Annotated in this window: 27 protein-coding genes; 18 read left to right on the forward strand and 9 right to left on the reverse strand. The window is 62.2% G+C overall.

Annotation, left to right across the window (positions count from 1 at the left end):
- Window positions 1-48: 48 nt before the first annotated feature.
- The 6 genes from HXW87_RS01080 to pilG all read right to left on the reverse strand — a co-directional run bounded on the left by HXW87_RS01080 (window position 49) and on the right by pilG (window position 10,071).
- Window positions 49-519 (reverse strand): chemotaxis protein CheW, encoded by a 471-nt coding sequence (locus tag HXW87_RS01080; protein ID WP_086792248.1) that lies wholly within the window; start codon window positions 517-519, stop codon window positions 49-51.
- On the reverse strand, window positions 512-6,424 hold the full coding sequence (locus HXW87_RS01085) for an Hpt domain-containing protein (RefSeq protein ID WP_239779131.1): 5,913 nt from the start codon (window positions 6,422-6,424) through the stop codon (window positions 512-514). The genes HXW87_RS01080 and HXW87_RS01085 overlap by 8 nt, the downstream gene beginning before the upstream one ends.
- Before the next feature lie 11 nt (window positions 6,425-6,435).
- The gene (locus HXW87_RS01090; RefSeq protein ID WP_239778336.1) at window positions 6,436-8,490 is read right to left on the reverse strand and encodes a methyl-accepting chemotaxis protein; all 2,055 of its coding nucleotides are present in this window, start codon (window positions 8,488-8,490) and stop codon (window positions 6,436-6,438) included.
- 200 nt (window positions 8,491-8,690) lie between these two features.
- Entirely contained in the window at window positions 8,691-9,230 is a 540-nt protein-coding gene (locus HXW87_RS01095; protein WP_047297131.1) for a chemotaxis protein CheW, read from the reverse strand.
- A gap of 10 nt (window positions 9,231-9,240) precedes the next feature.
- Window positions 9,241-9,606: a twitching motility response regulator PilH gene (gene pilH / locus HXW87_RS01100; protein WP_047297146.1), complete on the reverse strand. Its 366-nt coding sequence runs from the start codon at window positions 9,604-9,606 to the stop codon at window positions 9,241-9,243.
- Window positions 9,607-9,666: 60 nt separating this feature from the next.
- The gene (gene pilG / locus HXW87_RS01105) at window positions 9,667-10,071 is read right to left on the reverse strand and encodes a twitching motility response regulator PilG (protein ID WP_041063509.1); all 405 of its coding nucleotides are present in this window, start codon (window positions 10,069-10,071) and stop codon (window positions 9,667-9,669) included.
- Between the two features lie 225 nt (window positions 10,072-10,296).
- Between pilG and gshB the strand changes: the two genes are divergently transcribed.
- The 7 genes from gshB to HXW87_RS01140 all read left to right on the forward strand — a co-directional run bounded on the left by gshB (window position 10,297) and on the right by HXW87_RS01140 (window position 16,408).
- Window positions 10,297-11,268: a glutathione synthase gene (gene gshB, locus HXW87_RS01110; RefSeq protein ID WP_041063511.1), complete on the forward strand. Its 972-nt coding sequence runs from the start codon at window positions 10,297-10,299 to the stop codon at window positions 11,266-11,268.
- A 107-nt stretch (window positions 11,269-11,375) separates the two neighbouring features.
- Window positions 11,376-12,275, forward strand: coding sequence for an energy transducer TonB (locus HXW87_RS01115; RefSeq protein ID WP_239778337.1), 900 nt, complete (start codon window positions 11,376-11,378; stop codon window positions 12,273-12,275).
- Window positions 12,276-12,510: 235 nt separating this feature from the next.
- Window positions 12,511-13,083: a YqgE/AlgH family protein gene (locus HXW87_RS01120; RefSeq protein WP_011336368.1), complete on the forward strand. Its 573-nt coding sequence runs from the start codon at window positions 12,511-12,513 to the stop codon at window positions 13,081-13,083.
- Window positions 13,083-13,520 carry a Holliday junction resolvase RuvX gene (gene ruvX, locus HXW87_RS01125; protein WP_003229101.1) on the forward strand — a complete coding sequence of 146 codons (438 nt, stop codon included), beginning with the start codon at window positions 13,083-13,085 and terminating at the stop codon, window positions 13,518-13,520. Before HXW87_RS01120 ends, ruvX begins: the two co-directional genes overlap by 1 nt.
- An 80-nt stretch (window positions 13,521-13,600) precedes the next feature.
- Window positions 13,601-14,107: a bifunctional pyr operon transcriptional regulator/uracil phosphoribosyltransferase PyrR gene (gene pyrR / locus HXW87_RS01130; RefSeq protein WP_121187653.1), complete on the forward strand. Its 507-nt coding sequence runs from the start codon at window positions 13,601-13,603 to the stop codon at window positions 14,105-14,107.
- Window positions 14,108-14,135: 28 nt separating this feature from the next.
- On the forward strand, window positions 14,136-15,140 hold the full coding sequence (locus tag HXW87_RS01135; RefSeq protein ID WP_041063517.1) for an aspartate carbamoyltransferase catalytic subunit: 1,005 nt from the start codon (window positions 14,136-14,138) through the stop codon (window positions 15,138-15,140).
- Window positions 15,137-16,408, forward strand: coding sequence for a dihydroorotase (locus HXW87_RS01140; RefSeq protein WP_239778338.1), 1,272 nt, complete (start codon window positions 15,137-15,139; stop codon window positions 16,406-16,408). The genes HXW87_RS01135 and HXW87_RS01140 overlap by 4 nt, the downstream gene beginning before the upstream one ends.
- Before the next feature lie 153 nt (window positions 16,409-16,561).
- Here the strand turns inward: HXW87_RS01140 and HXW87_RS01145 are convergent, their stop codons facing one another.
- Window positions 16,562-16,993 carry a TM2 domain-containing protein gene (locus HXW87_RS01145; RefSeq protein WP_007964113.1) on the reverse strand — a complete coding sequence of 144 codons (432 nt, stop codon included), beginning with the start codon at window positions 16,991-16,993 and terminating at the stop codon, window positions 16,562-16,564.
- A gap of 248 nt (window positions 16,994-17,241) precedes the next feature.
- Between HXW87_RS01145 and HXW87_RS01150 the strand changes: the two genes are divergently transcribed.
- Window positions 17,242-17,868, forward strand: coding sequence for a C40 family peptidase (locus HXW87_RS01150; protein ID WP_047297134.1), 627 nt, complete (start codon window positions 17,242-17,244; stop codon window positions 17,866-17,868).
- 121 nt (window positions 17,869-17,989) lie between these two features.
- Here HXW87_RS01150 and HXW87_RS01155 read toward each other — a convergent pair whose 3' ends face one another.
- Window positions 17,990-19,024, reverse strand: a complete 1,035-nt coding sequence (locus HXW87_RS01155; RefSeq protein WP_041063525.1) for a type IV pilus twitching motility protein PilT — start codon at window positions 19,022-19,024, stop codon at window positions 17,990-17,992.
- A 56-nt stretch (window positions 19,025-19,080) separates the two neighbouring features.
- On the opposite strand from HXW87_RS01155, the gene HXW87_RS01160 reads away from it, so the two are divergent.
- The 10 genes from HXW87_RS01160 to HXW87_RS01205 all read left to right on the forward strand — a co-directional run bounded on the left by HXW87_RS01160 (window position 19,081) and on the right by HXW87_RS01205 (window position 26,104).
- The gene (locus HXW87_RS01160) at window positions 19,081-19,767 is read left to right on the forward strand and encodes a YggS family pyridoxal phosphate-dependent enzyme (RefSeq protein ID WP_239778339.1); all 687 of its coding nucleotides are present in this window, start codon (window positions 19,081-19,083) and stop codon (window positions 19,765-19,767) included.
- A gap of 28 nt (window positions 19,768-19,795) precedes the next feature.
- Entirely contained in the window at window positions 19,796-20,614 is an 819-nt protein-coding gene (gene proC, locus HXW87_RS01165) for a pyrroline-5-carboxylate reductase (protein ID WP_239778340.1), read from the forward strand.
- A 10-nt stretch (window positions 20,615-20,624) separates the two neighbouring features.
- Window positions 20,625-21,215 (forward strand): YggT family protein, encoded by a 591-nt coding sequence (locus HXW87_RS01170; RefSeq protein ID WP_047297137.1) that lies wholly within the window; start codon window positions 20,625-20,627, stop codon window positions 21,213-21,215.
- Window positions 21,212-21,505, forward strand: a complete 294-nt coding sequence (locus HXW87_RS01175) for a DUF167 domain-containing protein (protein ID WP_239778341.1) — start codon at window positions 21,212-21,214, stop codon at window positions 21,503-21,505. The genes HXW87_RS01170 and HXW87_RS01175 overlap by 4 nt, the downstream gene beginning before the upstream one ends.
- Window positions 21,506-21,734: 229 nt before the next feature.
- Window positions 21,735-22,874, forward strand: a complete 1,140-nt coding sequence (locus tag HXW87_RS01180) for a homoserine O-acetyltransferase (protein ID WP_239778342.1) — start codon at window positions 21,735-21,737, stop codon at window positions 22,872-22,874.
- Between the two features lie 7 nt (window positions 22,875-22,881).
- Window positions 22,882-23,502: a methionine biosynthesis protein MetW gene (gene metW / locus HXW87_RS01185; protein WP_003229126.1), complete on the forward strand. Its 621-nt coding sequence runs from the start codon at window positions 22,882-22,884 to the stop codon at window positions 23,500-23,502.
- Window positions 23,503-23,528: 26 nt separating this feature from the next.
- Window positions 23,529-23,963, forward strand: coding sequence for a DUF4426 domain-containing protein (locus HXW87_RS01190; protein ID WP_239778343.1), 435 nt, complete (start codon window positions 23,529-23,531; stop codon window positions 23,961-23,963).
- Window positions 23,960-24,556 carry an RdgB/HAM1 family non-canonical purine NTP pyrophosphatase gene (rdgB, locus tag HXW87_RS01195; RefSeq protein WP_239778344.1) on the forward strand — a complete coding sequence of 199 codons (597 nt, stop codon included), beginning with the start codon at window positions 23,960-23,962 and terminating at the stop codon, window positions 24,554-24,556. Before HXW87_RS01190 ends, rdgB begins: the two co-directional genes overlap by 4 nt.
- Window positions 24,553-25,758 carry a radical SAM family heme chaperone HemW gene (gene hemW / locus HXW87_RS01200; protein WP_239778345.1) on the forward strand — a complete coding sequence of 402 codons (1,206 nt, stop codon included), beginning with the start codon at window positions 24,553-24,555 and terminating at the stop codon, window positions 25,756-25,758. The genes rdgB and hemW overlap by 4 nt, the downstream gene beginning before the upstream one ends.
- Before the next feature lie 22 nt (window positions 25,759-25,780).
- The gene (locus tag HXW87_RS01205) at window positions 25,781-26,104 is read left to right on the forward strand and encodes a DUF3392 domain-containing protein (protein WP_003229134.1); all 324 of its coding nucleotides are present in this window, start codon (window positions 25,781-25,783) and stop codon (window positions 26,102-26,104) included.
- A gap of 130 nt (window positions 26,105-26,234) precedes the next feature.
- Here HXW87_RS01205 and trmB read toward each other — a convergent pair whose 3' ends face one another.
- Window positions 26,235-26,960, reverse strand: coding sequence for a tRNA (guanosine(46)-N7)-methyltransferase TrmB (gene trmB, locus HXW87_RS01210; RefSeq protein WP_047297147.1), 726 nt, complete (start codon window positions 26,958-26,960; stop codon window positions 26,235-26,237).
- Between the last annotated feature and the right edge of the window lie 2 nt (window positions 26,961-26,962).

Genomic DNA, 26,962 nt, shown 5'->3' on the forward strand with positions numbered 1-26,962 from the left:
AGCTGGCTTGCCAGCGATGAGGCCAGTCAGGGCAGCACAAAGGCTGGATCAGTGAACCAAGCCAGCCTCCACCAACAACTGCTCCAACCCCAACAAATCCGGCACCTTGGCCACCTGTTCCCCGACCTGCACCGCCGCCTGCTCCAGCGCACACAACGGCACATCGACATAACTCAACTGACTGTCGAGCTTGTACGAACGCGGGATCCCCTGCACCAGCAGCGCGATGAATTTCAGCTGCGGCAACCCACCGAGAGCATTGAGGATGACGATCCGCGCGCGTTCGCCGATGACAATTTTCTGCCCGCACGCCGACTCGAAACTCAGCAGCGGGATCTGCCGCTCACGCCAGCTCACCCGCCCCAGGTACCACGGCGGCGTGTCCAGATCGAACGCGCTGGCCTGGTAGTCGATCAACTCGGCGACGGCGACGTTGGGCAGGATCAGGTTGCGGTCGGCCAGTGGCAGCAGCAGGCCGGTGAGTTGGCTGCTGCGCGCGTTGTGGCGGCGCTCATGCATGTTTCTTGCTCCAGTGGGCAATGCTTTCGAGCAGCACCGATTCCTGGTACGGCTTGCCGAGGTAGTCGTTGACGCCGATGGCCATCGCACGGTCGCGGTGTTTCTGCCCGGTGCGCGAGGTGATCATGATGATCGGTAGGTGCTGCAGACGTTCGTCGTGGCGCACCTGGGTGGCGACTTCGAAGCCGTCCATGCGCGGCATTTCAATGTCGAGCAGCATCAGGTCGGGCATGTGTTCTTCCAGCAGCAGCATCGCGTCGACGCCGTCCTTGGCGGTCAGCACGTTCATGCCGTGGCGTTCGAGCAAACGGCTGGTGACCTTGCGCACCGTGACCGAGTCGTCGACCACCAGCACCAGCAGGGGTTTCTGCGGTTCGCTGTCGATGTCCGCCTGCGCCGGATGCTGGGCGATCCGCGCCTGCATCGCGCGGATCGGTGCGAGCAGATCAAGAATCAGCACCACCCGGCCATCGCCGAGAATCGTCGCCCCGGACACCCCCTGCACCGCCGCGAACTGCGGGCCGAGGCTCTTGACCACAATCTCGCGAGTGCCGGCCATCGCATCGACCTGCACCGCGATGTGCCGGTCATTGCACTGCACCAGCAGCACCGGCAATGGCAGGCTCTGGCCGAGCAGTTTGGGGCGTGGCGCGGTTTTCAGCAGCTCGCCCAAATAGCACAACTCGTAACGCTGGCCGGCGTAGTGGTAGCTCGGCGGATCGTTGCGGTAGTGCGCTTCCAGATCATTCGGCAACACCCGAACGATGCCTTCGATGGTGTTCAGCGGAATCGCATATTGATCCTCACCACACTGCACCATCAGCGCGCGGTTGACCGACACGGTGAACGGCAGACGAATGCGGAAATGCACGCCCTGCCCCGGCACCGAGTCGATGCTCATGGTGCCGCCGAGCTGCCGGACTTCCTCATGAACCACGTCCATGCCGACGCCGCGCCCGGAAATCTGGGTGATCTTTTCCGCGGTGGAAAAGCCCGGCTGCAGGATGAACTGCAGCACGTCGCGGTCGCTGATCTCGGCGTCCGGTGCGAGCAGGCCACGCTTGATCGCCTTGCGCCGCACCGCGTCCAGCGGCACCCCGGCGCCGTCGTCACGAATATCGAAAACGATGTCGCCGCCCTCGCGGGACAAGTCCAGGCTGATTGTGCCCTGCGCCGGTTTGCCCGCCGCCAGCCGCACTTCGGCTGACTCCAGGCCATGGTCGACGGCGTTGCGCAGCATGTGTTCCAGCGGCGCCGCCATGCGCTCCAGCACGTTGCGGTCCATCTCGCCTTCGGCGTTGTCGATGATGAAGGCGACGTCCTTGTTCAGCTCTTCGGCGACCTGCCGCACGATACGTTTCAGGCGCGGCAGCATCCGTTCGAACGGCACCATGCGCGTGCGCATCAGGCCTTCCTGCAATTCGGTATTGATTCGCCCCTGCTGCTGCAACAGGTTCTCGGCATCGTGATTACGGCGCTCAAGGGTTTCCTTGAGGTCAAGCAGGTCGGAAGCGGATTCGAACAGCGCTCGCGACAGTTGCTGCAACTGCGAGTGACGATCCATTTCCAGCGGGTCGAATTCTTCGTAACCGAGGCGTTCAGCATCGACTTGCTGGCGGCTGAGAATCCGTCCCTGGGTTTCGGTATCGAGCCGGCGCAATTGATCGCGCATGCGCTCAATGGTGGTTTCCATCTCGTTCAGCGCGGTTTGCGCATCGCTGACCTGCTGCTCGATACGCCCACGGAAAATCGAAGTTTCGCCGGCCAGATTGACCAGTTCATCGAGCAGTTCGGCGGAGACCTTGACCATGTCCGCGCCGGCATCGGCGGCGGGTGCGGCAGGTTCGGTCTTGGCCGGAATCGGCAGCAACGGCGGCGTGTCGGGGGTCGCCGGATGGCTGAAATTCTGGATCGCGTTGATCAGCCGATCCGCCGGCGGGCATGGCTGCCCGGCGCGCACGCCGTCGAGCATTTGCGCCAGGCGGTCATGCCCGCGCTGCACCAGCGCAAACAGTTCGGCGGACGGTTGCAGCACGCCGGTGGCGAGGCTTTCGTAAAGGAATTCGAGCTCATGGGCGAGGTCGCCGATCGGGCCGATCTCGACCATCCGCGCGCCGCCCTTGAGTGTGTGCAGATCGCGCAGCAGGGTTTCCACTTCCTGCCGATTGCCCGGCTCGGCCTGCCAGCGCAGCAGCGCCGCGCCGGAGCTTTCGATGATGTCGAAACCTTCTTCGAGGAAGATGTCCAGCAGCTCCGGATCATGCGCTGCGCTGTCGGGTACAGCCGTCGGCTGTGCCGCTTCGGCACTGCCGGACTGGCCCTGACGGAAATGGCGGATCGCTTCGATCAAGTCTTGCGCCGGGGTCAGTGGCTGATGGTTGTGCAACTGTTCAAGCAACTGCGCCAAGCGGTCGTGGCTCTTGTGCAGCAAGCGTCCGAGCAGCTCACTGTAGCTGTGGCGACGATCTACCAGACCTTCGTAGAGACTTTCCAGCTCATGGGCCAGATCGCCGATGGCATCGACCTCGGCCATCCGCGCGCCACCCTTGAGGGTGTGCAGATCGCGCTGCAACGACGACAGCGGCGCAGTGTTGTCCGGGTCGCTCAACCAGCGCTGCAGGGCTTGCCCGGCGCTGTCGAGAATGTCTACCGCCTCTTCGAGGAAGATCTCGACGATCTCGTCGTCCGGCGCCGTCTCGGCATTGGCGCGGGACAGTTCGGCGGTGGCGGCACCCAGTTCGCTGATGTTCAAGGTGCGGCTGCCGTCGCTGCGGATCAGCCCCATCGCTGACGGGTCGAGGCTTTCATCGAGCAGCTCGTGCAGGGCACGAATGCGCTGCGGCTGCGGGGTAATTTCCTGGCCGGCAGCCAGTTCGTCGAGCATGTTGATCAGCGCTTCATGGGCGTTCTGCGCTTCGTGGAAAAACCTGTCGCTGACCGCCAGGCTGCTTTCTTCGACGGCGCCATAGAGGTCGAGCAAGGCTTCGCACAACACATCCACCGGCAGCAGATCGGCGAGGTGCGCGCCTTCGCCCAAAGTGCTCAGCTCATCCAGCAGCGCGCTGAGTTCCTGGCGCTCGCCGGGGTGTTGTTGCCAGCGTTGCAACAGGCTTTCGGCGTCGAGCAGGATGTCCATGCCCTGGGCGAGGAAGTTGTTGATCAGTTGCGGATCGCGCTTGATCCGCAGGCCGGTGTTCGGCGCGTTAAGGATCGCTTCCAGGCGTTCGGCGAGCAGCGTTTCGGTGCGCTTGATCAGCGATTGCGCACCGACAATCGGCGCCAGCGGGTCGTGCTTGAGCTGGCGCAAACCAACGCGGAACAGGCCTTCGGCTTCGAGGAGCAATTCCACTTCATCCAGATCCAGAGGCAACTGATGCGCCTTGAACTCCCGCGCCAGCTTATCCAGCGGCGCGGCCAGTTCGGCAATCGGCAATACGCCGGCCATCGACGCACTGCCCTTGAGCGTGTGCAAGGCGCGCTGCAATTCGTCGCTGGCCGGCAGCGGCACATGCTCGGCGGCCTGATCGAGGAAGCGGTTGAGGCTGGCGAGGTGGGTTTCAGCCTCGTTGCGAAAGATCTCCAGCAACAGCGGATCGAGGGCCGCCACATCGTCGACGTCTTCGGCCGCCAGCGGCTCGACACCTTTGGCCAGCGCATGCGCGCGGGCCGCCAGTTGATCGACATCGCGGCGCTGCCGCTGGCGCTGAGTGGCGAATTCGCTGATCAGTTCCGGCAGCAACAACACCGTGTCCGTGAGCAACTGCTGCACCTGCGCGCTGGGCTCGACGCTGTGTTCCAGTACGCGGTTGAGCAGGTTTTCCACGGCCCAGGCCAGCTCGCCAAGGATCAGCGCACGCACCATGCGCCCGCTGCCCTTCAAGGTGTGAAAAGCGCGGCGCAGCTCGGTCAGGGCGGCGCGGTCGCGGGTGTCAGCCGTCCAGCGCGGCAGGTATTCGTGCAGGACTTCGAGCACCTCGTCGGTCTCTTCGAGGAACACTTCGCGCAGTTCATCGTCCACCGGTGCTTCATCGAGCGGCGGCGGCATCAGGCTGCCGGGGGTGATCAAGGCCGGCGGGTTGACTGCCGATACCGGACTGGCCAGCACCTCGGCCAGCGACTGCACGGTCTGCGGATCGTCCAGCGCCTGCAGGTCCTGCATCACCAGCGCTTCGCTGGGGCTGAGGACATCGTCGAGCAACGGCACGTGAGGTTCGCCGGGAGGCTCGTCAGGAAAGAAACCGAGGCTGGCGAGGCTCTTTTGTGCAACATCCAAAAGTTGTTCATTCGGCGCTTGCGGGTCGTCGCTCAGGCGTTCGAGGTAATACTCGAGGCTGGTGATGACGTCGGCGAGGTGATCCAGTTGCTGCCAGCCCGGCTCATGCGGATCGAGCAGCAGGTGTTCGCGAATGAAGCTGTTGCAGGCCTCGACCAGACTCGCCGCGCGGCTCAGCGGAATCATCGCGAGCGCGCCGCGCACCTGGGTCAGCAACTCCGGCAGCGGTTGCAGTTGCTGGCGATCCCAGTCGGCGTCGATGTAATCGACGATCATGTCCTTGGCCTGTTGCAGGCAGATGCGCGCTTCCTTGATCACGATCTGGTGGATCTGTGTCAGGTCGGTGGTCGGCAGGCGCGCGTCTTCAGGGCTTTCCGGCTCTACGGTGCCGACCATCCCGGCGAGGTTGGCTTCGACGTAGAGCAGCGCGCCGGCCACGTCCATCAGGGTCGCGTCATTCGGTTCGCGCTGGCCCTGAGCCAGGCTGAGGACCACCGCCAGTTGATCGATGATGACTTTGCGCGGCTGACCAAAACCGAGCACCGCGAGGGTGTCGGCGATCTGCCGCAGCGGCGCCAGCAGGCTCTCCAGATCAGCAGTGTGCTGACGGTCGCTGCGCACGAACAGGTCGAGGCGCTCCTTGACCCGCACCAGCTCTTCGCACAGCGCCGCCAGCACCGAGCGCATCGCATCGCGGTCGGGGCCGGCCAGGCGCGCGCGTTCTTCGTCGACCATCGCGCTGTCGGGCAACGCGTCGTCCAGGGAGTAGCGATCTTTCATGGTCAGCATCTGCCCGGTGGGATGTTCGGCTTTGGCAATATAGAACAGCAGGCTTTTCAGCAGCTCCGGCGGAGGCGGCTGATTGAGGCCGCGCGGGCCTTGTTCGAGCAGGCGCTTGAGTTCCTTGTCGGCGTCCTTGAACAGGCTGCGCAAGGCCGGGCTGTTGGCGATGGCGCCTTCGCGCATGCCTTCGACCAGCGCTGAAGCGACCTGCCACAGCGGGCTCAACGGCGCATTGGCGCTCAGCGCTTCGAGGCGCTGGAAGACTTTCGCCAGGTAGTCGAGGTGCGTCTGGTCATCCTGCTCGCGCAGCAACCCGACCAGCGCCATTTGCAACATCTGGCGCAACTTGCGCAGTACGTTGGGCCACTCGGCCGGCTCCAGCGCGGCCAAGGCTTCCTCGCTCAACGGCGGCAAGTCCGGCAGTGGCGGGCTGAACAGGCTGGTTTCCGAGAGCAGGCTTTCACCGCGCGCACTGCGCAGATCGTTGATCAGCGGCAGCACCACCAACGGCAAGTCGCGGCGGGCGCTCTGCACCCGATCGAGGTAAATCGGCAATTGCCCGAGGGCTTGCAGCAACAAGTGCAGGGCTTCGTCGCGGTGGCTGACGCGCCCTTGCTGCAGGGCGTCGACCAGATGCTCCATCTCTTCGGCCAGCAATGCCGCGCCGTAGAACTCGACCATCTGCAAACTGCCATGCACTTGATGAATAAACGCCAGGCACTCGTCCAGGCCCGGCGCGGCGTGCGGGTCATCGAGCACGGACTCAATCGCCTGATGCGCCTGTTTCAGCGTTTCGGCAATTTCACCCTTGACCCATTCGAGGGCCACATAGTCGTGCCGGTCACCCATAACCACTCCACTCACGCCTTGTCCGTCGCGGACGCCGACGGCAAGGTGAAACCGGATACCGAACGGCGCAGCTGACTGGCCATCTTCGCCAGGTTGCCGATGCTCTCGGCGGTGGCGGTCGAGCCAGACGAAGTCTGCGAGGTGATCTGCTGGATCACGTTCATCGTCAGCGAGATTTGCCCGGCCGACGAGGTCTGCTGCTGCGCCGCGTTGGAGATGCTCTGGATCAGCGCGGCAAGGGTCTTCGATACGCCTTCGATTTCTTCCAGCGCCACCCCGGCATCCTGCGCCAGTCGCGCGCCGCGCACCACTTCGGTGGTGGTCTGCTCCATGGAAATCACCGCTTCGTTGGTGTCGGTCTGAATCGCCCGCACCAGGGTTTCGATCTGCCGGGTGGCGGCGGACGAGCGCTCGGCCAGCCGCTGCACTTCGTCGGCAACCACGGCAAACCCGCGTCCGGCATCCCCCGCCATCGACGCCTGAATCGCCGCGTTGAGCGCGAGGATGTTGGTCTGGTCGGCGATGTCGTCGATCAAGCTGACGATGTCGCCGATTTCCTGGGACGACTCGCCGAGGCTCTTGATGCGTTTGGCGGTGTCCTGAATCTGTTCGCGGATGTTGTCCATGCCGTGGATGGTGTTGTGCACCACCTCGTTGCCCTTGTTGGCGATTTCCACGGAACGCTCGGCCACCGCCGAGGATTCAGCGGCGTTAGCCGAGACCTGATCGATCGACTGAGCCATGTCGCTGATCGCCGTCGAGGCTTCGGAAATCTGCTGCGCCTGATGTTCCGAGGCCTGGGCCAGATGCATGGCAGTGGCCTGGGTTTCCTGCACGGCGGCGGCGACCTGGCCGGCGGTGAGGTTGATGGTCGCAACCAGATCGCGCAGTTGGTCGACCGAGTAGTTGATCGAATCGGCGATGGTCCCGGTGAAGTCTTCGGTCACCGAGGCGGTCACCGTCAGGTCACCGTCGGCGAGGTCTTCGATCTCGTCGAGCAGGCGCATGATCGCGTTCTGGTTACGCTCGTTCTTCTCGGCGGTCTCGCGCAACTGGCGGTTGGTTTCGCGGACCATGACCATGCCGATCAGGATGATCGAGGCCAGTGCCAGCAAGCCCAGGACGTAGCCGCCAATGGTGTCGGTGCTGCGTCCGCCGGCAAGGTTTTCGAAACCGCTGGCGAGGTGTGAAGCCTCGTCGAGCAGGGTCTGCGACAGGCTGAAGATGTTGCTCGCCGATTCACGGACCTTGAACAGCTCCGGCGAGGTTTCGAGGATTTCGTCCACGGAGCCGGAGACGAACTGGAACAGCTCGGAAATTTCACTCAGGCGTGCGCGGGCATCGCGGTCTTCGACCTGGCTGATTTTCAGGGTCGGGTTGCCCTGCAGCATGCCGTTGAGCACCTGGCCGAAACGAGTGGCGTCGCGGCCAAAAGCGTCGGCGGCCTGCTGCGAGTTTTCGTCGCCAGCGAGCACGGTGTTGACCGCGCCGAGGATGCGTTCGGCCAGCAGCGATTGACGCTGGGCCATCGCCACTTGCGCCGCCGGGGCGCCGCGTTGCAGGAGAATTTCGACGACTTTTTCGTATTCGATCTGCAACTGCGGCACGGTTTCGGCCAGGGTCGCGGCGACCTGATGCAGCGAGAGCACGGTCTGTTCGCTGGAAAGAATCGCGTCGGTGTTTTTCAGCAGGCGTTCCCAATCCAGCTGCACCGCGCGCATTTCCGGGCGCACGGTGGCCGGCGCAGGCGGCAGACCGGTGGCCGGGTCGCCCTTCTTCAGATAACCCCAACGCTGGGCGAAATCGTTGCGCGCATCGCTCAGCAGCTTGAACGCGGCAGCCTTGCCGGCGGCGGCCTCGGTGGCGTTCTTGGCGATGCGTTGCGACAGCACCCGCAGCTCACCGGCGTGGCCGATGTACTGCTTGTCGTAGTTGGCCTGGGTGTTGAGGTAGGCGAAGTTGGCGAACAGCAGCATGATGAACACGATCAGTGCGATGAACAGCACGATGATCTGCGAACGACTGCGCGACCCTTCTGCCGACTTGCCTGTTTTTGCTTTTGTCATCGGTCCTCGCCTATGAAACCTGCCACGGTCCACTGTGGGATTTGTGGTGAGGGGATTTATCCCCGATGGGTCGCGCAGCGGCCCCAAAACTGAGTGGTATCTGGAACATCGCGAATGCAGGTTTTGGGTTGGCTTCGCCAACCATCGGGGATAAATCCCCTCGCCACAGACTCCCACCCCATATATTTATGGTGCTTCGGCTATATCGCGACGCTCATGAACACCGGCGACCTGGCCAGCGCAAACAGGCTGAACACCCGCCAGTTCTGCTCGCGCCGAAAATAGCCTTTGACGAACTCGGCCTTGGAACCCTGGCGCTTGCTGATCGAGATCGGTTCGAAGCTGTCCTGCTCGAAGTGCTGCAAACCGAACACCTCATCCACCAGCAGCCCGGCGAACACGTCGTTGTGCTCCACCACCAACACCCGCCGCTGTTTGCGCAGCGGTGACAGCTCGTGGCCGAAGAAGCCGCACAGGTCCATGATCGGCAGCAAGCGCCCACGCAGGTTAGCCACCCCTTTGACCCATGGCTTGACCCCGGGCAATTGAGTGCAGCGTGGTTCGTGCAGCACTTCGCTGACTTCACCCATCGGCGTCACGTACCAGTGCTCGCCGAGGCGAAAACCAATGCCGCTCCAGCGATCCTGGCGGCCGGGTTGCGACGGCAGGTCCGCCGCCAGCAGGCGGCAGCGCTGGTCGATCTGCCACAGCAGTTCGAACGCGGTCAGCGATTCGCTCATGGTCGCGCGATCAACCGGCCAGCACGTTGTTCAGAGTCTTGATCAGCATGTCTTCTTCGACCGGTTTGGTCAGGTAATCCCTGGCGCCCTGGCGGGTGCCCCAGACCTTGTCGGTTTCCTGATCCTTGGTGGTGATGATGATCACCGGGATATGGCTGGTCTCGGCATCCTTGGTCAACTGGCGGGTGGCCTGAAAACCGTTGAGGCCGGGCATGACGATGTCCATCAACACCGCGTCGGGTTTTTCCTGACGGGCCAGGGCCACGCCGTCGGCGCCGTTTTCGGCCTTGAGCACTTCATGGCCGTGCTTTTCCAGCATGCCGGTGAGTTTGTACATTTCAGTCGGCGAATCATCGACGATCAGGATACGTGCCATGGTCTTCCCCATTTTTCTTGTCGACTCCCGGCCCGCTGGCCGAGCGTCACTGTACGTGTCTTACTGCGGCAAAACGGCGGCAAAGCCCGGAACGTGGGCCTGAATCGCGTCGAGCAGTTCTTCCTTGCTGAAAGGTTTGGTCAAAAATTGATCAGAACCGACAATGCGCCCCTTGGCCTTGTCGAACAGTCCGTCACGCGACGACAGCATGATCACTGGCGTGGCCTTGAACGCACTGTTGTTCTTGATTAAAGCGCAGGTCTGATAACCATCCAGACGCGGCATCATGATGTCGACAAAAATGATCCCGGGGTGGTTGTCGGCGATCTTGGCCAACGCGTCGAAGCCGTCGATGGCCGTGATGACCTCGCAGCCCACATTCTTCAACAGCGTTTCGGCGGTGCGACGAATCGTTTTCGAGTCGTCGATCACCATGACCTTCAAGGCGCTGGACTGCTGTTCCATAAGGGGGCTCTACCGTCGCCTTTGCGAATCAAATTGTCCGTTTTGCGATGAGTAATGGCTGGAAACCCTTGATGCTCAAGGGCCAGCACGCTATGCCAGCCTTTTTAGCACAGTCTCCAGATGCAATCTATCGACGGGTTTTTCCTTGACCGAAAACCCGCCCGGAGCCACTCTGGCGGCACTTTTTCAATACCGATCCGGTAGCCAATTTTCGAGGAAAACCCAATGAGCGTTCGCGTCGGGATTGTCATGGACCCTATCGCCAGCATTTCCTATAAAAAGGATAGCTCGCTGGCCATGCTGCTGGCCGCGCAGAAACGTGGCTGGGAACTGTTCTACATGGAGCAGCGCGACCTGTATCAGGCCGAAGGTCAGGCCCGGGCGCGCATGAAGCCGCTGAAAGTCTTCGCCAACCCGGAAAAATGGTTCGAACTGGACGCCGAGCAGGACAACCTGCTGAGCGACCTGGACGTGATCCTGATGCGCAAGGATCCGCCGTTCGACATGGAGTTCGTCTACTCCACCTACCTGCTGGAACAGGCCGAAACCGCCGGCGTGCTGGTGGTCAACAAACCGCAGAGCCTGCGCGACTGCAACGAAAAGCTGTTCGCCACGCTGTTCCCGCAGTGCACGCCGCCGACCATCGTCAGCCGTCGTCCGGACGTACTGCGTGAGTTCGCCGACCACCATGGCGACGTCATCCTCAAGCCGCTGGACGGCATGGGCGGTTCGTCGATCTTCCGTCATACCGCCGGTCACCCGAACCTGTCGGTGATCCTTGAAACCCTGACGCTGCACGGCAAGCAGCAGATCATGATTCAGGGCTACCTGCCGGCCATCGTCGACGGCGACAAACGCATCCTGATGATCGACGGCGAGCCGGTGGATTACTGCCTGGCGCGAATTCCGGCTCAAGGCGAAACCCGTGGCAACCTCGCGGCCGGTGGTCGTGGCGAAGCGCGGCCGCTGACCGACAAGGATCGCTGGATCGCCGCGCAAGTCGGCCCGACCCTGCGTGAGAAAGGCCTGCTGTTCGTCGGTCTGGATGTGATCGGTGAACACCTGACGGAAATCAACGTCACCAGCCCGACCTGCATCCGCGAAATCGACAACGCGTTCGGCACCGACATCGGCGGCATGCTGATGGACGCGATCGACAAGAAACTGCAAGCCGCCGGCAAAAAGCCACAAGCTTGATGCACGTCACATGCAGTCTGTCGCTTGAAGCGTGAAGCCCAAGGCGTGAAACCAACATTGCGTTATCATGCGCAGCCTCTGAAAAACGCGATGTTGGTTTTCTTGTCATGACCCTCCCGTCCGATCTGCCCGCAGAACTCGCCCATCGTGGCGTGCGCCCGGCCGATCGCCTCGGCTTTACCCTGTTTCTGGCGGCGCTGATTCATTTGGCGCTGCTGCTCGGCGTGGGCTTCACCATGGTCGAGCCCAAGCAGATCAGTAAAACCCTGGAAATCACCCTCGCCACCTTCAAGAGCGAAACCAAGCCGAAAAAGGCCGATTTCCTCGCTCAGGAAAACCAGGAAGGCAGCGGCACCCTTGACAAGAAGGCGACTCCCAAGACCACCGAGGTCGCGCCGTTCCAGGATAACCAGGTCAAGAAGGTCACCCCGCCACCGGCCGCCAAGCCGGAAGTGCGCGAAGCAGCACCCAAGGCTGCGGTGACCACCGTGGCGCCGAAACAGCAAAAGGCGCCGACCAAGAAAGAAGAAACCAAAACCGAAACCAAGCCTGCGGTCAACGCGCCGACGTTCGACAGCTCGCAGCTGTCCAGCGACATCGCCAGCCTCGAAGCCGAACTGGCCAACGAACAACAGCTATACGCCAAGCGCCCGCGCATTCACCGTTTGAGCGCGGCCTCGACCATGCGCGACAAGGGCGCCTGGTACAAGGACGACTGGCGCAAGAAGGTCGAGCGCATCGGCAACCTCAATTACCCGGAAGAAGCCCGGCGCAAGCAGATTTACGGCAACCTGCGCCTGATGGTTTCAATCAACCGCGATGGCTCGCTGTATGAAGTGCTGGTGCTGGAGTCCTCCGGCCAGCCGCTGCTGGATCAGGCGGCGCAGCGCATCGTCCGGCTGGCGGCACCGTTTGCGCCGTTTACCGGCGATCTGTCGGATATCGACCGACTGGAAATCATCCGCACCTGGAAATTCGCCCGGGGCGACAAACTCTCCAGTAACTGACCGCCGGCATACAGGTTTTTTGTGGTGAGGGGATTTATCCCCGATCGGCTGCGAAGCAGTCGCAAAACCAGCACACTCGGTATGTCAGGCATATCACGTCAATGGATTGAGGGCCGCTTCGCACCCCATCGGGGATAAATCCCCTCACCACAAAGGTTCAACTTCAACAATGGATCTGCGTTGTTCTCTGATCCTCAGCTTGTCAGTTCGCCCCTTGAACGCCACACTATCGCTCATGAAAAACGTCAGCCCCAGCTACCTCAAGCATCACTTCCTGATCGCCATGCCGCACATGGCCGACCCGAACTTTGCCCACACCTTGACCTACATCGTCGAGCACACGGCCAATGGCGCCATGGGGCTGGTGGTCAATCGACCGCAAGAGCTGAATCTGGCTGACATCCTCGAGCAATTGCGCCCGGACATCGATCCGCCAGCGCTGTGCCAGCACGTGCCGATTTTCATCGGCGGCCCGGTGCAGACTGATCGCGGTTTCGTCCTGCACCCGGCCGGCAAGACCTTTCAGGCCACCGTTGAGCTCGAAGGTGATCTGGCGCTGTCCACTTCGCAGGACGTGCTGTTCGCCATCGCCGACGGCGTGGGCCCGGCGAAAAGCGTGATCACCCTCGGCTACGCCGGTTGGGAAGCCGGGCAACTGGAGGCTGAACTGGCCGACAACGCCTGGCTGACCTGCCCGTACGACGCCGACATCCTGTTCAACACCAGCAGCGAGCTGCGTCTGGAAGCGGCGGCACGGCACCTGGGGATCAACCTCAGCCTGCTGACCAGCCAGGCGGGGCACGCCTGATGGCCCTGCGCCTGATTCTCGGCTTCGACTACGGCACCAAACAGATCGGCGTTGCGGTCGGCCAGGTGATTACCGGCCAGGCCCGCGAGCTGTGCACCCTGAAAGCGCAAAACGGCGTGCCCGACTGGAATCAGGTCGAAGCGCTGTTCAAGGAATGGAAACCCGACGCCGTGGTGGTCGGCCTGCCGCTGAACATGGACGGCACGCCCAGCGAGATGTGCCTGCGCGCGGAGAAATTCGCCCGCCGTCTCAATGGCCGCTTCAATGTGCCCTTCTATACCCATGACGAACGCCTGACCACCTTTGAAGCCAAGGGTGAGCGGCTGGTGCGTGGCGGGCAGAAAGGCAGTTACCGCGACAACCCGGTGGACGCCATCGCCGCCGCTCTGCTGCTGCAGGGCTGGCTCGATGAAAACACTGCATTGTTTGAATCCTGACAAGCGCTTCGGCGCTTTTCTTTTGAGCTACGACCCGAGCCGCGTCCAAGGACCCGGCTCGGCCCCAAGAAGGAGCAACCATGAGCCTGCCCAATCCCGCCGATCTGATCAGCCAGATGGCGACCCGCCTCAAGGCGCACCTGGCCCAGCGTGATATCCGCGAGCCGCGTTACATCGGCATCCGCACCGGTGGTATCTGGGTCGCGCAGGCCCTGCTCAAGGAACTGGGCAGTGACGCGCCGCTGGGCACGCTGGATGTTTCCTTCTACCGCGACGACTTCAGCCAGAACGGCCTGCACCCGCAAGTGCGTCCGTCGGCCCTGCCCTTCGAGATCGAAGGCCAGCATCTGGTGCTGATCGACGACGTATTGATGAGTGGCCGGACCATCCGCGCCGCCATGAACGAACTGTTCGACTACGGCCGCCCGGCCAGCGTAACCCTGGTCTGCCTGCTCGACCTGGACGCCGGCGAGCTGCCGATCCGCCCGAACGTGGTCGGCGCGACGCTGTCGCTGGCCGCCAACGAGCGCGTGAAGCTGTCCGGCCCGGAGCCGCTGACGCTCGAACTGCAAGACCTGAATTCCTAACCCGCCCTTATTGAGAGTCCCCCTCGCGATGACGCCTCTAGATACCAAGCGCCCGCTGCAGCTCAATGATCAGGGCCAGCTGCGCCACTTCCTCTCGCTCGACGGCCTGCGCCGCGAGTTGCTGACGGAAATCCTCGACACTGCCGACTCGTTTCTCGAAGTCGGTGCCCGGGCGGTGAAGAAGGTCCCGTTGCTGCGCGGCAAGACCGTGTGCAACGTGTTCTTCGAAAACTCCACCCGCACCCGTACCACCTTCGAACTGGCGGCCCAGCGGCTGTCGGCGGACGTGATCACCCTGAACGTGTCGACTTCGTCGGCCAGCAAAGGTGAAACCCTGCTCGACACCCTGCGCAACCTCGAAGCGATGGCCGCCGACATGTTCGTCGTGCGCCACGGTGATTCCGGCGCCGCGCATTTCATCGCCGAGCATGTCTGCCCGCAGGTGGCGATCATCAACGGCGGCGACGGCCGTCATGCGCACCCGACTCAGGGCATGCTCGACATGCTCACCATCCGTCGGCACAAGGGCGGTTTCGAAAACCTCTCGGTGGCGATTGTCGGCGACATCCTGCACTCGCGGGTCGCGCGCTCGAACATGCTGGCCCTGAAGACCCTCGGCTGCCCGGACATCCGCGTGATCGCGCCGAAGACCCTGCTGCCGATCGGCATCGAGCAGTACGGCGTCAAGGTCTACACCGACATGAACGAAGGCCTCAAGGACGTCGACGTGGTAATCATGCTGCGCCTGCAGCGCGAGCGCATGAGCGGCGGCCTGCTGCCGAGTGAAGGCGAGTTCTACCGCCTGTTCGGCCTGACCACCGCACGTCTGGCCGGGGCCAAGCCCGATTGCATCGTCATGCACCCGGGGCCGATCAACCGTGGCGTGGAAATCGAGTCCGCGGTGGCCGACGGCCCGCACTCGGTGATCCTCAATCAAGTCACCTACGGCATCGCGATCCGCATGGCCGTGCTGTCCATGGCCATGAGCGGGCAAACAGCGCAACGTCAATTCGAGCAGGAGAACGCCCAGTGAAGCTCAGCATTCTCGGCGCCCGCGTCATCGATCCAAGCAGCGGCCTGGATCAAATCACCGATATCCACGTTGAAGCCTGCAAGATCGTCGCTCTCGGCGCCGCACCCGCCGGTTTCACTGCCGTTGAAACCATCGACGCTCAAGGCCTCGTTGCCGCGCCCGGGCTGGTCGATCTGAACGTCGCCCTGCGCGAACCGGGCTACAGCCGCAAAGGCAGCATCGCCAGCGAAACCCGCGCCGCGGCGGCTGGCGGCGTGACCAGTCTGTGCTGCCCGCCGAAAACCAAACCGGTACTCGACACCTCGGCCGTGGCCGAACTGATCCTCGACCGCGCCCGCGAAGCCGGCAACACCAAGGTGTTTCCGATTGGCGCGCTGAGCAAAGGCCTGGACGGCGAACAGCTGGCAGAGCTGGTGGCGCTACGCGACGCCGGGTGTGTGGCGTTCGGCAACGGTCTGGAGAGTTTCCGCAACACCCGCACCCTGTGCCGGGCGCTGGACTACGCGGCCACTTTCGACCTGACGGTGATCTTCAATTCGCAGGATCACGATCTGGCCGATGGCGGTCTGGCCCATGAAGGCGCGGTCGCCAGTTTCCTTGGCTTGCCGGGCATTCCGGAAACCGCGGAAACCGTGGCCCTCGCTCGCGATCTGCTGCTGGTCGAGCAGACCGGCGTGCGCGCGCACTTCAGCCAACTGACCAGCGCGCGCGGCGTGGCCCTGATCGCTCAGGCGCAGGCCCGTGGTTTGAAGGTTACGGCGGATGTCGCCCTGTATCAGCTGATCCTTACCGATGAAGCGCTGATCGACTTCAGCAGCCTGTATCACGTGCAACCGCCGCTGCGCACCCGTGCCGACCGCGACGGCCTGCGCGAGGCAGTGAAATCCGGCGTGGTGTCGGCGATCTCCAGCCATCACCAGCCGCATGAGCGCGACGCCAAACTGGCGCCGTTCGGCGCCACCGAGCCGGGCATCAGCAGTGTTGAATTGCTGCTGCCGCTGGCGATGACGCTGGTTGAGGATGGCTTGCTGGATCTGCCGACCCTGCTGGCGCGCCTGAGCTCTGGGCCTGCGGACGCGCTGCGTTTGCCGGCGGGCAAACTGGAAGTCGGTGGTGCGGCCGATATCGTGCTGTTCGACCCGAAAGCATCCACCGTGGCCGGCGAAGGCTGGCTGTCGAAGGGCGAGAACTGCCCGTTCCTCGGGCACAGCCTGCCGGGTGTGGTGCGCTATACGCTGGTGGACGGGCGGATCAGCCACCAGGCGTAACCGGCTGCTGAGGGACATTGTGGCGAGGGGATTTATCCCCGATGGACTGCGCAGCAGCCCTCGATCTACAACCGCGGTGATTTCAGTTCCTCCGCGGTTGAATGTTTTAGGGCCGCTACGCGCCCCATCGGGGATAAATCCCCTCGCCACAGGTTACTGAAAGGCACCGCGATTCTGCGCGTTGCGCACCGACACCTGATCATTCAGGGTCCAGAAGTCATACAGCACACCAATAAAGAACAACCCGCCGGTCAGCAGATACAGCAACCCGCTGATCCACTTGCCCTGGTACATCCGGTGCACGCCGAACACGCCCAGGAACGTCAGCAGAATCCACGCCACGTTGTATTCGATCGGCCCTGCGGTGAAACGCAGATCCGCCTCGCGATCCATCGCCGGAATCAGGAACACGTCGATCAGCCAGCCAATGCCCAGCAGACCGAAGGTGAAGAACCAGATCGTCCCGGTCACCGGCTTGCCGTAATAGAAGCGGTGAGCGCCGGTGAAACCAAAAATCCACAGCAGATAACCGATGATTTTGCTGTGCGTATCTTGCGGTGCAGCGACCTGCTGATAGCGGTTCATGAAGACCTCGATTCACTCGATAGATAAATTTTCTTTAATTCTTTGTGACTTTTTTACAGGGAGCCGACGTACGGCAAATGTTACTGTGTCGTCCGTCAAAGCCTTATACCACCGGACTTCTGTCGGACAATCGCGTCCATTTGCCGCTTGTTTGGTTCCGTTGCCTCCCGATTGAATCGACCAACGGCCTCGGTAGGGACAAAAAAGCTGTTATAAAGTTGCGCGCTACCACCTAAGAGCCACGCCTAATGCGACCATTTTTCAAGACATGGCTAACTATTTGCCTATTAATGCCACTGGCCGCCCACGCCACCAATCGTGAGCAACGTCTTCCCAACGTCAACGGTTTCACCCCTAAATCCCATGCTTCGGCTCCTTCGAGCAAGAGCAGCAAACAAACGAAACACACCACGCTTGCCAGCAAGAGTCACGGCAAGCTGGTGCCACCGATGGCCAACAAGGAAAGCAGCAACGTCCTGAGCCGTGCGGTGAACGTCCTCGGTACTCCCTACCGTTGGGGCGGCAGCAGCCCAAGTAAAGGCTTCGACTGCAGCGGTCTGGTGAAATATGCGTTCAACGACGCCACGTTCGACCTGCCACGCACCTCCAACGCCATGGCCAGCGGGCATGGCGAGAAAGTCGAACGCAAGGATCTGAAGCCGGGCGACCTGATTTTCTTCAACATCAAGAGCCGCCGGGTCAACCACGTTGCCATCTACCTGGGCAACGACCGCTTCATCCACGCACCCCGCCGTGGCAAAGCGGTCAGCATCGATACGCTGAACAAGCCGTACTGGGAACAGCATTACGTGGTTGCCAAGCGTGTGCTGCCGAAAGACCCGGGCGGCAAGCAGATGCGCGTGGTTCAGCGCTGAAACACGATCAACTGTGGCGAGGGAGCTTGCTCCCGCTGGGCTGCGCAGCAGCCCCAAAATCTTGTGAGCGCTACGCGCTCAAGCGGGAGCAAGCTCCCTCGCCACAGGTGCATTCCAGCCTTTAGAAATTATCCGGCGTACGCGCCTTTTCCCGCGCATGCTCGCGGCTGATCAAGCCCTTGGTCACCAGCTCCTTCAGGCACATGTCGAGTGTCTGCATCCCCAGCGACCCACCGGTCTGAATCGCCGAATACATCTGCGCCACTTTGTCCTCGCGGATCAGGTTCCGGATCGCCGACGTTCCCAGCATGATTTCGTGCGCCGCTACCCGCCCGCCACCAATCTTCTTGATCAGCGTCTGCGACACCACGGCCAGCAGCGACTCGGACAACATTGAACGCACCATGGACTTCTCGTCGCCCGGGAACACATCGACAACCCGGTCGATGGTCTTGGCGGCTGAAGTGGTGTGCAGCGTGCCGAACACCAGATGCCCGGTCTCGGCGGCAGTCAGTGCGAGGCGGATGGTTTCCAGGTCGCGCATCTCACCCACCAGGATCACATCCGGGTCTTCGCGTAAGGCCGAGCGCAACGCGGTGGCGAAGCTGCGGGTATCGCGATGGACTTCGCGCTGATTGATCAGGCATTTGCGCGATTCGTGGACGAACTCGATGGGGTCTTCGATGGTGAGAATGTGATGATGGCGATGGGTGTTGAGGTAATCGATCATCGCCGCCAGCGTGGTCGACTTGCCGGAACCGGTCGGCCCGGTCACCAGCACCAGCCCGCGTGGCGCATCGGTGATCTTGCGAAACACATCGCCCATGGCGAGGTCTTCCATGCTCAGCACTTTCGACGGGATGGTGCGAAACACCGCACCGGCGCCACGATTCTGGTTAAACGCATTGACCCGAAAACGCGCGACGCCAGGGACTTCGAACGAGAAATCCGTTTCCAGGTGTTTCTCGAAATCGACCCGCTGGGTGTCGTTCATGATGTCGTAGATCAATTCGTGCACTTGCTTGTGATCCAGCGCCGGCAGATTGATCCGCCGCACATCGCCATCGACGCGGATCATCGGCGGCAGGCCCGCCGACAGGTGCAGGTCGGAAGCGCCCTGTTTGGCGCTGAACGCCAGCAGTTCAGTGATATCCATAGCGTCCCTCAATTCCAGTAGAATGCCGCGAACCTTCAGACCGCCGGCGCCTCTTGATGTCCACGATAGCAGACAACATCCTTCAGGTTAGTTCGCGCATCCAGGCCGCGACCAAAGCGGCCGGTCGTGACGAAAACAGCGTTCAATTGCTCGCCGTCAGCAAGACGAAACCGGCGCAGGCCCTGCGTGAAGCCTACGCCGCCGGCCTGCGTGACTTTGGCGAGAACTACCTGCAGGAAGCCTTGGGCAAACAGCTCGAACTGGCCGACCTGCCCTTGATCTGGCACTTCATCGGCCCCATTCAATCGAACAAGACTCGCGCTATCGCCGAGCATTTCGACTGGGTGCACTCCGTGGATCGCCTGAAAATTGCCCAACGCCTGTCCGAACAGCGCCCGGCCGAGCTGCCGCCGCTGAACATCTGCATTCAGGTCAACGTCAGCGGTGAAGCCAGCAAGTCCGGTTGCACCCCGGCCGACCTGCCGGCGCTGGCCGAGGCCATCAGCACCCTGCCCCGGCTGAAATTGCGCGGGCTGATGGCGATTCCCGAGCCGACCGAAGATCGCGCCGAACAAGACGCCGCTTTTGCTGCAGTGCAACGTTTGCAGGCCAGCCTGAATCTGCCGCTCGACACACTTTCCATGGGCATGAGCCACGACCTCGAGTCGGCCATCGCCCAAGGCGCCACCTGGGTGCGGATCGGTACCGCCCTGTTTGGGGCCAGAGATTACGGTCAGCAATGACCGACAGCCATCTGAAAAAGGACCTGACATGAGCAACACAAGTATTGCCTTTATCGGTGCCGGCAACATGGCCGCCAGTCTGATCGGTGGCCTGCGCGCCAAGGGTCTGCAAGCCAGCCACATCCGCGCCAGCGATCCGGGCGAAGAAACCCGCCAACGCGTCAGCGCCGAACACGGCATCGAAACCTTCGCCGACAACGCGCAGGCCATCGAAGGTGCCGACGTGATCGTGCTGGCGGTCAAGCCACAGGCGATGAAAGCCGTGTGCGAAGCCATCCGGCCAAGCCTGAAACCGCAGCAACTGGTGGTATCGATCGCCGCCGGCATCACCTGCGCGAGCATGACTGCGTGGCTCGGCGAGCAGCCGATCGTGCGCTGCATGCCGAACACCCCGGCGCTGCTGCGTCAGGGCGTCAGTGGCTTGTACGCCACCAGCGAAGTGACTGCCGAACAGCGTCAGCAGGCTGAAGAGCTGCTGTCCGCCGTGGGTATTGCGCTGTGGCTGGACGAAGAGCAGCAACTCGATGCCGTGACCGCCGTCTCCGGTTCCGGCCCGGCGTACTTCTTCCTGCTGATCGAAGCGATGACCGCCGCCGGCGTCAAACTCGGCCTGCCCAAGGAAATCGCCGAGCAACTGACCCTGCAAACGGCGCTGGGCGCCGCGCACATGGCGGTATCCAGCGATGTCGACGCTGCCGAACTACGCCGTCGCGTGACGTCGCCAAATGGCACCACAGAGGCCGCGATCAAATCATTCCAGGCTAATGGCTTCGAAGCCCTGGTGGAAAAAGCACTCGGCGCCGCCGCGCACCGCTCGGCCGAAATGGCCGAACAACTGGGCAAATAAGGAGCCTTACATGATTGGATTGAACACCGCAGCGGTTTACGTGCTGCAAACCCTCGGCAGCCTGTACCTGCTGATTGTGCTGCTGCGCTTCGTCCTGCAACTGGTGCGGGCGAATTTTTATAACCCGCTGTGCCAATTCGTGGTCAAGGCCACCCAGCCGCTGCTCAAGCCACTGCGCCGGATCATCCCGAGCCTGTTCGGCCTGGATATGTCATCGCTGGTGCTGGCAATTCTGGTGCAACTGGCCCTGATGGCCCTGACCCTGCTGCTGACCTACGGCACCACCGGCAACCCGCTGCAGCTGTTCATCTGGTCAATCATCGGCGTGACCGCGCTGTTCCTGAAGATCTTCTTCTTCGCCCTGATCATCAGCGTGATCCTGTCGTGGGTCGCCCCGGGCAGCCACAACCCGGGCGCGGAACTGGTCAACCAGATCTGCGAGCCGGCGCTGGCACCGTTCCGCCGTATCCTGCCGAACCTCGGCGGTCTGGATCTGTCGCCGATCTTCGCCTTCCTCGCGCTGAAGCTGATCGACATGCTGGTGATCAACAATCTGGCGGCGATGACGATGATGCCGGAAATCCTGCGCCTGCTGATGTGAGCTGGTTTCGCTGGGACGGGGACGATTTGATCCTCGAATGTCATCTGCAACCGGCAGCCCGCAGCGATGATTTCGCCGGGCTGCACGGTGACCGCCTGAAGATCCGCCTCACCGCGCCGCCGGTCGAGGGCAAGGCCAATGCGTATCTGATGGGCTTTCTGGCCAAGGCGTTTGGGGTGTCCAAAAGCCAGGTGAGCTTGCTCAGCGGCGAGCTGAACCGGCAGAAACGGGTGAAGATCCGTGCGCCGAAGAAGCTGCCGGAGTTGCCGGGGTTGGTACGTCCGGCCTGATCCTCTGTGGTGAGGGGATTTATCCCCGATGGGTCGCGAAGCGGCCCCTTGTTGTTGCCAACCCCATTCTTCCGGCACGGCCAAAGATGACTGGGCTGCTACGCAGCCATCGGGGATAAATCCCCTCACCACAAGGACTTCGCTCAATCAACGATCAGGCCCCATCGTTGCTTGCCGCTAACCCCCCCGGTCTTTAGACTTACGCCTCATTTCAACGAGAGCAGGGTCGATGCCAGCTGCCTTTCCCCCCGATTCTGTTGGTCTGGTGACGCCGCAAACGGCGCACTTCAGTGAACCTCTGGCTTTGGCCTGCGGCCGTTCGCTGCCCGCCTACGACCTGATCTACGAAACCTACGGCACGCTGAACGCACAGGCGAGCAACGCCGTGCTGATCTGCCACGCCTTGTCCGGGCATCATCATGCCGCCGGCTATCACAGCGCCGACGACCGCAAGCCCGGTTGGTGGGACAGCTGCATCGGCCCGGGCAAACCGATCGACACCAATAAGTTCTTCGTGGTCAGCCTGAACAATCTGGGCGGCTGCAACGGCTCCACCGGCCCGAGCAGTATCAATCCGGAAACCGGCAAGCCATTCGGCGCCGACTTCCCGGTGCTCACCGTGGAAGACTGGGTGCACAGCCAGGCGCGTCTGGCCGACCGGCTCGGCATTCGTCAGTTCGCCGCCGTGATCGGTGGCAGCCTCGGCGGCATGCAGGCCTTGCAGTGGACGATCACCTACCCGGATCGCGTGCGTCACTGCCTGGCTATCGCCTCAGCGCCCAAGCTGTCGGCGCAGAACATCGCCTTCAACGAAGTCGCGCGTCAGGCGATCCTCACCGACCCGGAATTCCACGGTGGTTCGTTCCAGGAACACGGCGTGATCCCCAAGCGCGGGCTGATGCTGGCGCGGATGGTCGGGCACATCACCTACCTGTCCGACGACTCGATGGGCGAAAAATTCGGTCGCGGCCTGAAGAGCGAAAAGCTCAACTACGACTTCCACAGCGTCGAGTTCCAGGTCGAAAGCTATCTGCGCTATCAGGGTGAAGAATTCTCCGGGCGTTTCGATGCCAACACCTATTTGTTGATGACCAAGGCGCTGGACTACTTCGATCCGGCGGCGAACTTCGACGATAACCTGGCGAAAACTTTCGAAAACGCCACAGCCAAGTTCTGCGTGATGTCATTCACCACAGACTGGCGCTTCTCCCCGGCCCGCTCGCGGGAACTGGTGGACGCGCTGATGGCGGCACGCAAAGACGTGAGCTATCTGGAAATCGATGCGCCACAGGGCCACGACGCCTTCCTGATTCCGATCCCGCGCTATCTGCAGGCGTTCGGCAATTACATGAACCGAATTACGGTGTGAACAAGCCATGAGAGCTGATCTGGAAATCATCCAGGAATGGATCCCCGCCGGCAGTCGCGTGCTCGACCTCGGCTGCGGCGACGGCGAACTGCTGACCTGGCTGCGCGACAACAAGAACGTCACCGGTTATGGCCTGGAAAACGACGCCGACAACATCGCCGAATGCGTGGCCAAGGGCATCAACGTCATCGAGCAGGATCTGGACAAAGGGCTGGGCAACTTCGCCAGCAACAGTTTCGACATCGTCGTCATGACCCAGGCCCTGCAAGCCGTGCATTACCCGGACAAGATCCTCGACGAAATGCTGCGGGTCGGTCGTCAGTGCATCATCACCTTCCCCAACTTCGGTCACTGGCGCTGCCGCTGGTATCTGGCAAGCAAGGGCCGGATGCCGGTGTCTGAGTTTCTGCCGTATACCTGGTACAACACGCCGAACATTCACTTCTGCACCTTCGAAGACTTTGAAGAACTTTGCCGCGAACGTGATGCGAAGGTCATTGATCGGCTTGCCGTGGATCAACAGCACCGCCACGGGTGGGCCAGTAAGCTATGGCCTAATCTGTTAGGTGAGATTGGTATCTACCGCGTCAGCAGCCCGGTGCTTGCAGATCATCGGGTCGCGGTCTGAACCACGACATTTCGAGGAGAACGATCATGGGTCGCTTGATTACTGTGCTATTGGCCGCCTGCCTGAGCCTTTCGGCGGTGGCCGCCGATGCCATCAAGGGCGAACGCAAGGAAGTGTTCGGTGACATTACCGTGCACTACAACACCTTCAACTCGACCTTCCTGACACCCGACATCGCCAAGGCAGCCGAGCTGATCCGCAGCAAGAACCAGGGCGTGATCAACGTCTCGGTAATCAAGGACGGCAAACCGCTGATCGCCAACGTCACTGGCACGGTCAAAGACCTGACCAGCCAGAGCGTGCCGCTGAACTTCCGCCAGGTCACCGAACAAGGCGCGATTTACTACATCGCCCAGTACCCGGTGGAGCAGCAGGAAACCCGCACCTTTGAAATCAAGGTGCAGAACGGCGACAAGATCAACACCATCAACTTCAACCAAGAAATCTTTCCCGGCGAATGATGAACCTCAAGCAACTCGTACTGGCCAGCCATAACGCCGGCAAACTCAAGGAACTCCAGGCCATGCTCGGCGACTCGGTGCAACTGCGCTCGATCGGCGAATGGAGCAAGGTCGAACCGGAAGAAACCGGTCTGTCGTTCGTCGAGAACGCGATCCTCAAGGCGCGAAATGCCGCGCGCATCTCCGGGCTGCCGGCACTGGCTGATGACTCGGGTCTGGCGGTGGATTTCCTCGGCGGCGCGCCAGGCATCTACTCGGCGCGTTATGCCGATGGCAAAGGCGATGCAGCGAACAACGCCAAACTGCTCGACGCGCTTAAAGACGTGCCACAAGCCGAGCGCGGTGCGCAGTTCGTCTGCGTGCTGGCACTGGTGCGGCATGCCGATGATCCGCTGCCGATCCTCTGCGAAGGCCTGTGGCACGGACGCATCCTGACCGCCGCCAGCGGCGAGCACGGTTTTGGCTACGACCCGCTGTTCTGGGTGCCGGAACGTGACGTGTCCAGCGCCGAACTGAGCCCGGCCGACAAGAACCAGATCAGCCACCGCGCCCGTGCAATGGATCTGCTGCGCCAGCGTCTGGGCCTGAAATGACCGACAGCTACCCCGCGTCGTCGCTGATCATCGGCGGCGCCGCCTCCTCGCCTCGGGCGCCGCTGCCGACGCTGCCGCCTCTGGCGCTGTACATCCACATTCCGTGGTGTGTGCGCAAATGCCCGTATTGCGACTTCAACTCGCACACCGCCAGCCCGGTACTGCCGGAAGAGGAATACGTCGACGCGTTGCTGGCTGACCTCGATCAGGACCTGCACGCGGTGTATGGCCGTGAAATCAGTTCGATCTTCTTCGGGGGGGGCACGCCGAGCCTGTTCAGCGCCGAAGCCCTCGGACGGTTGCTCAAAGGCGTCGAGCAGCGCATCCCGTTTGCGCCCGACATCGAGATCACCCTGGAAGCCAACCCCGGCACCTTCGAGCAAGAGAAGTTTGTCGCGTATCGCAAGCTGGGGATCAATCGCCTGTCGATCGGCATCCAGAGCTTCCAGCAGCAGAAACTCGAGGCCCTCGGCCGTATCCACAACGGCGACGAAGCGGTGCGCGCGGCGGGCATGGCACGCCAGGCCGGGTTCGACAACTTCAACCTCGACCTGATGCACGGCCTGCCCGATCAGTCGCTGGACGATGCCTTGAGCGACCTGCGCCAGGCCATCGAACTGAAACCGACGCACATCTCCTGGTATCAGCTGACACTGGAGCCGAACACGGTGTTCTGGAACCAGCCGCCGGTGCTGCCGGAAGACGACACGCTATGGGACATTCAGGAGGCCGGGCAAGCGCTGCTGGCCGCGCACGGTTACGCGCAGTACGAGGTCTCGGCCTATGCCCAGCCCGGGCGTCCGGCGCGGCATAACCTCAATTACTGGAGTTTCGGCGACTTCATCGGCATCGGCGCCGGCGCCCACGGCAAGCTCAGCCATCCGGACGGGCGCATTATGCGCACCTGGAAGACGCGTTTGCCGAAGGACTATCTCAATCCGGCAAAAAACTTCCAGGCTGGCGAAAAAGCGCTGACCAACGACGAGATGCCGTTCGAATTTCTGATGAACGCTTTGCGCCTGACCTCGGGCGTCGAATCGCGCCTGTATCCGGAGCGCACCGGCCTGCCGCTGGAAAGCCTCGCAGAAGGCCGGGCCGCGGCAGAACAAAGTGGCCTGTTGCAGGTCGAACCGTCACGTCTGGCGGCCACCGAGCGCGGACAGTTGTTCCTCAACGACTTGCTGCAACAATTTCTGAACTGACTTCAGTCCCAAGGGAAAACGCATGGATTTGATACTCGACCTGCTCGCCACCGTATCCCGCTGGAGCCGCAGCAACCTCTCGGAAATCGCCCTGGCGCTGGTGGGCTGCCTGCTGGTGCTGTTCGGCGCCGACTTCAAAGGCTGGGTCGAACAACGCCTAGGCAGCATTGCCGGCGCCCTGCGCGTACCATTGATGGCCCTGCTGTGCGTGATCGGCAGCGGCGCCGCACTGATCTACGCCACACCGTGGGTGGTCAAGGGCCTGAGCCAGTTCAACAACTACAGCCTGGCGCCGGTGTTGCTGGTGGTGCTCGTTCTTATCGGCGTCGTCGCTGACCGCCGCTGATTTTCAGCACATACAAAACAACTGTGGGAGCGAGCTTGCTCGCGATGGCGGTGTAACAGACGACATAAATGTTGAATGTTATGGCCTCATCGCGAGCAAGCTCGCTCCCACAGTTTTTATTGCGTGATGCTCAGGAGATTTTCTCGAACTTCAGATCCCACACGCCATGCCCCAGACGTTCGCCGCGGCGTTCGAACTTGGTGATCGGGCGCTCGGCCGGGCGCGGTACGCATTTGCCGTCTTCGGCGAGGTTGCGGTAGCCCGGGGCGACGTTCATCACTTCCAGCATGTACTCGGCGTACGGCTCCCAGTCGGTGGCCATGTGCAGGATGCCGCCGACTTTCAGCTTGCTGCGCACCAGTTCGGCGAAGGACGCCTGAACGATGCGACGCTTGTGATGACGGCTCTTGTGCCATGGATCCGGGAAGAACAGCATCAGTCGATCGAGGCTGTTGTCGGCGATGCAGCGGTTGAGCACTTCGATCGCGTCGCAATCGTAGACCCGCAGGTTGGTCAGGCCCTGAGTCAGCACGCCATTGAGCAGCGCGCCAACACCGGGACGATGCACTTCCACACCGATGAAGTCCTGATCCGGTGCCGCTGCGGCCATTTCCAGCAACGAGTGGCCCATGCCGAAACCGATCTCCAGCGAGCGCGGCGCCGAACGGCCGAACACCTGATCGTAATCCACCGGCGCGTCGGCCAGCGGCAGCACGTACAGCGGCGCACCCTGGTCCAGACCGCGCTGCTGGCCTTCGGTCATGCGCCCGGCACGCATCACGAAGCTCTTGATGCGGCGGTGTTGGCGCTCGTCGCCCTCTTCCGTCTGGATAGGCGTGTCGTTCGATTCAGTCATCA

Origin of the sequence: Pseudomonas sp. Y5-11, assembly GCF_022368695.1 — a bacterium.
Taxonomy (GTDB): Bacteria; Pseudomonadota; Gammaproteobacteria; order Pseudomonadales; family Pseudomonadaceae; genus Aquipseudomonas; species Aquipseudomonas parakoreensis.

Excerpts from the sequence above, each read along its gene's own strand:
- proC (WP_239778340.1), top strand. The coding sequence starts at position 19,796 with ATGAGCAACACAAGTATTGCCTTTATCGGTGCCGGCAACATGGCCGCC.
- pilG (WP_041063509.1), bottom strand. The coding sequence starts at position 10,071 with ATGGAACAGCAGTCCAGCGCCTTGAAGGTCATGGTGATCGACGACTCG.
- HXW87_RS01135 (WP_041063517.1), top strand. The coding sequence starts at position 14,136 with ATGACGCCTCTAGATACCAAGCGCCCGCTGCAGCTCAATGATCAGGGC.
- ruvX (WP_003229101.1), top strand. The coding sequence starts at position 13,083 with ATGGCCCTGCGCCTGATTCTCGGCTTCGACTACGGCACCAAACAGATC.
- HXW87_RS01085 (WP_239779131.1), bottom strand. The coding sequence starts at position 6,424 with ATGGGTGACCGGCACGACTATGTGGCCCTCGAATGGGTCAAGGGTGAA.
- HXW87_RS01145 (WP_007964113.1), bottom strand. The coding sequence starts at position 16,993 with ATGAACCGCTATCAGCAGGTCGCTGCACCGCAAGATACGCACAGCAAA.
- pyrR (WP_121187653.1), top strand. The coding sequence starts at position 13,601 with ATGAGCCTGCCCAATCCCGCCGATCTGATCAGCCAGATGGCGACCCGC.
- metW (WP_003229126.1), top strand. The coding sequence starts at position 22,882 with ATGAGAGCTGATCTGGAAATCATCCAGGAATGGATCCCCGCCGGCAGT.
- trmB (WP_047297147.1), bottom strand. The coding sequence starts at position 26,960 with ATGACTGAATCGAACGACACGCCTATCCAGACGGAAGAGGGCGACGAG.
- HXW87_RS01090 (WP_239778336.1), bottom strand. The coding sequence starts at position 8,490 with ATGACAAAAGCAAAAACAGGCAAGTCGGCAGAAGGGTCGCGCAGTCGT.
- HXW87_RS01205 (WP_003229134.1), top strand. The coding sequence starts at position 25,781 with ATGGATTTGATACTCGACCTGCTCGCCACCGTATCCCGCTGGAGCCGC.
- hemW (WP_239778345.1), top strand. The coding sequence starts at position 24,553 with ATGACCGACAGCTACCCCGCGTCGTCGCTGATCATCGGCGGCGCCGCC.
- HXW87_RS01170 (WP_047297137.1), top strand. The coding sequence starts at position 20,625 with ATGATTGGATTGAACACCGCAGCGGTTTACGTGCTGCAAACCCTCGGC.
- rdgB (WP_239778344.1), top strand. The coding sequence starts at position 23,960 with ATGATGAACCTCAAGCAACTCGTACTGGCCAGCCATAACGCCGGCAAA.
- HXW87_RS01155 (WP_041063525.1), bottom strand. The coding sequence starts at position 19,024 with ATGGATATCACTGAACTGCTGGCGTTCAGCGCCAAACAGGGCGCTTCC.
- HXW87_RS01180 (WP_239778342.1), top strand. The coding sequence starts at position 21,735 with ATGCCAGCTGCCTTTCCCCCCGATTCTGTTGGTCTGGTGACGCCGCAA.
- HXW87_RS01115 (WP_239778337.1), top strand. The coding sequence starts at position 11,376 with ATGACCCTCCCGTCCGATCTGCCCGCAGAACTCGCCCATCGTGGCGTG.
- HXW87_RS01080 (WP_086792248.1), bottom strand. The coding sequence starts at position 519 with ATGCATGAGCGCCGCCACAACGCGCGCAGCAGCCAACTCACCGGCCTG.
- HXW87_RS01150 (WP_047297134.1), top strand. The coding sequence starts at position 17,242 with ATGCGACCATTTTTCAAGACATGGCTAACTATTTGCCTATTAATGCCA.
- HXW87_RS01095 (WP_047297131.1), bottom strand. The coding sequence starts at position 9,230 with ATGAGCGAATCGCTGACCGCGTTCGAACTGCTGTGGCAGATCGACCAG.
- gshB (WP_041063511.1), top strand. The coding sequence starts at position 10,297 with ATGAGCGTTCGCGTCGGGATTGTCATGGACCCTATCGCCAGCATTTCC.
- HXW87_RS01120 (WP_011336368.1), top strand. The coding sequence starts at position 12,511 with ATGAAAAACGTCAGCCCCAGCTACCTCAAGCATCACTTCCTGATCGCC.
- HXW87_RS01190 (WP_239778343.1), top strand. The coding sequence starts at position 23,529 with ATGGGTCGCTTGATTACTGTGCTATTGGCCGCCTGCCTGAGCCTTTCG.
- pilH (WP_047297146.1), bottom strand. The coding sequence starts at position 9,606 with ATGGCACGTATCCTGATCGTCGATGATTCGCCGACTGAAATGTACAAA.
- HXW87_RS01160 (WP_239778339.1), top strand. The coding sequence starts at position 19,081 with ATGTCCACGATAGCAGACAACATCCTTCAGGTTAGTTCGCGCATCCAG.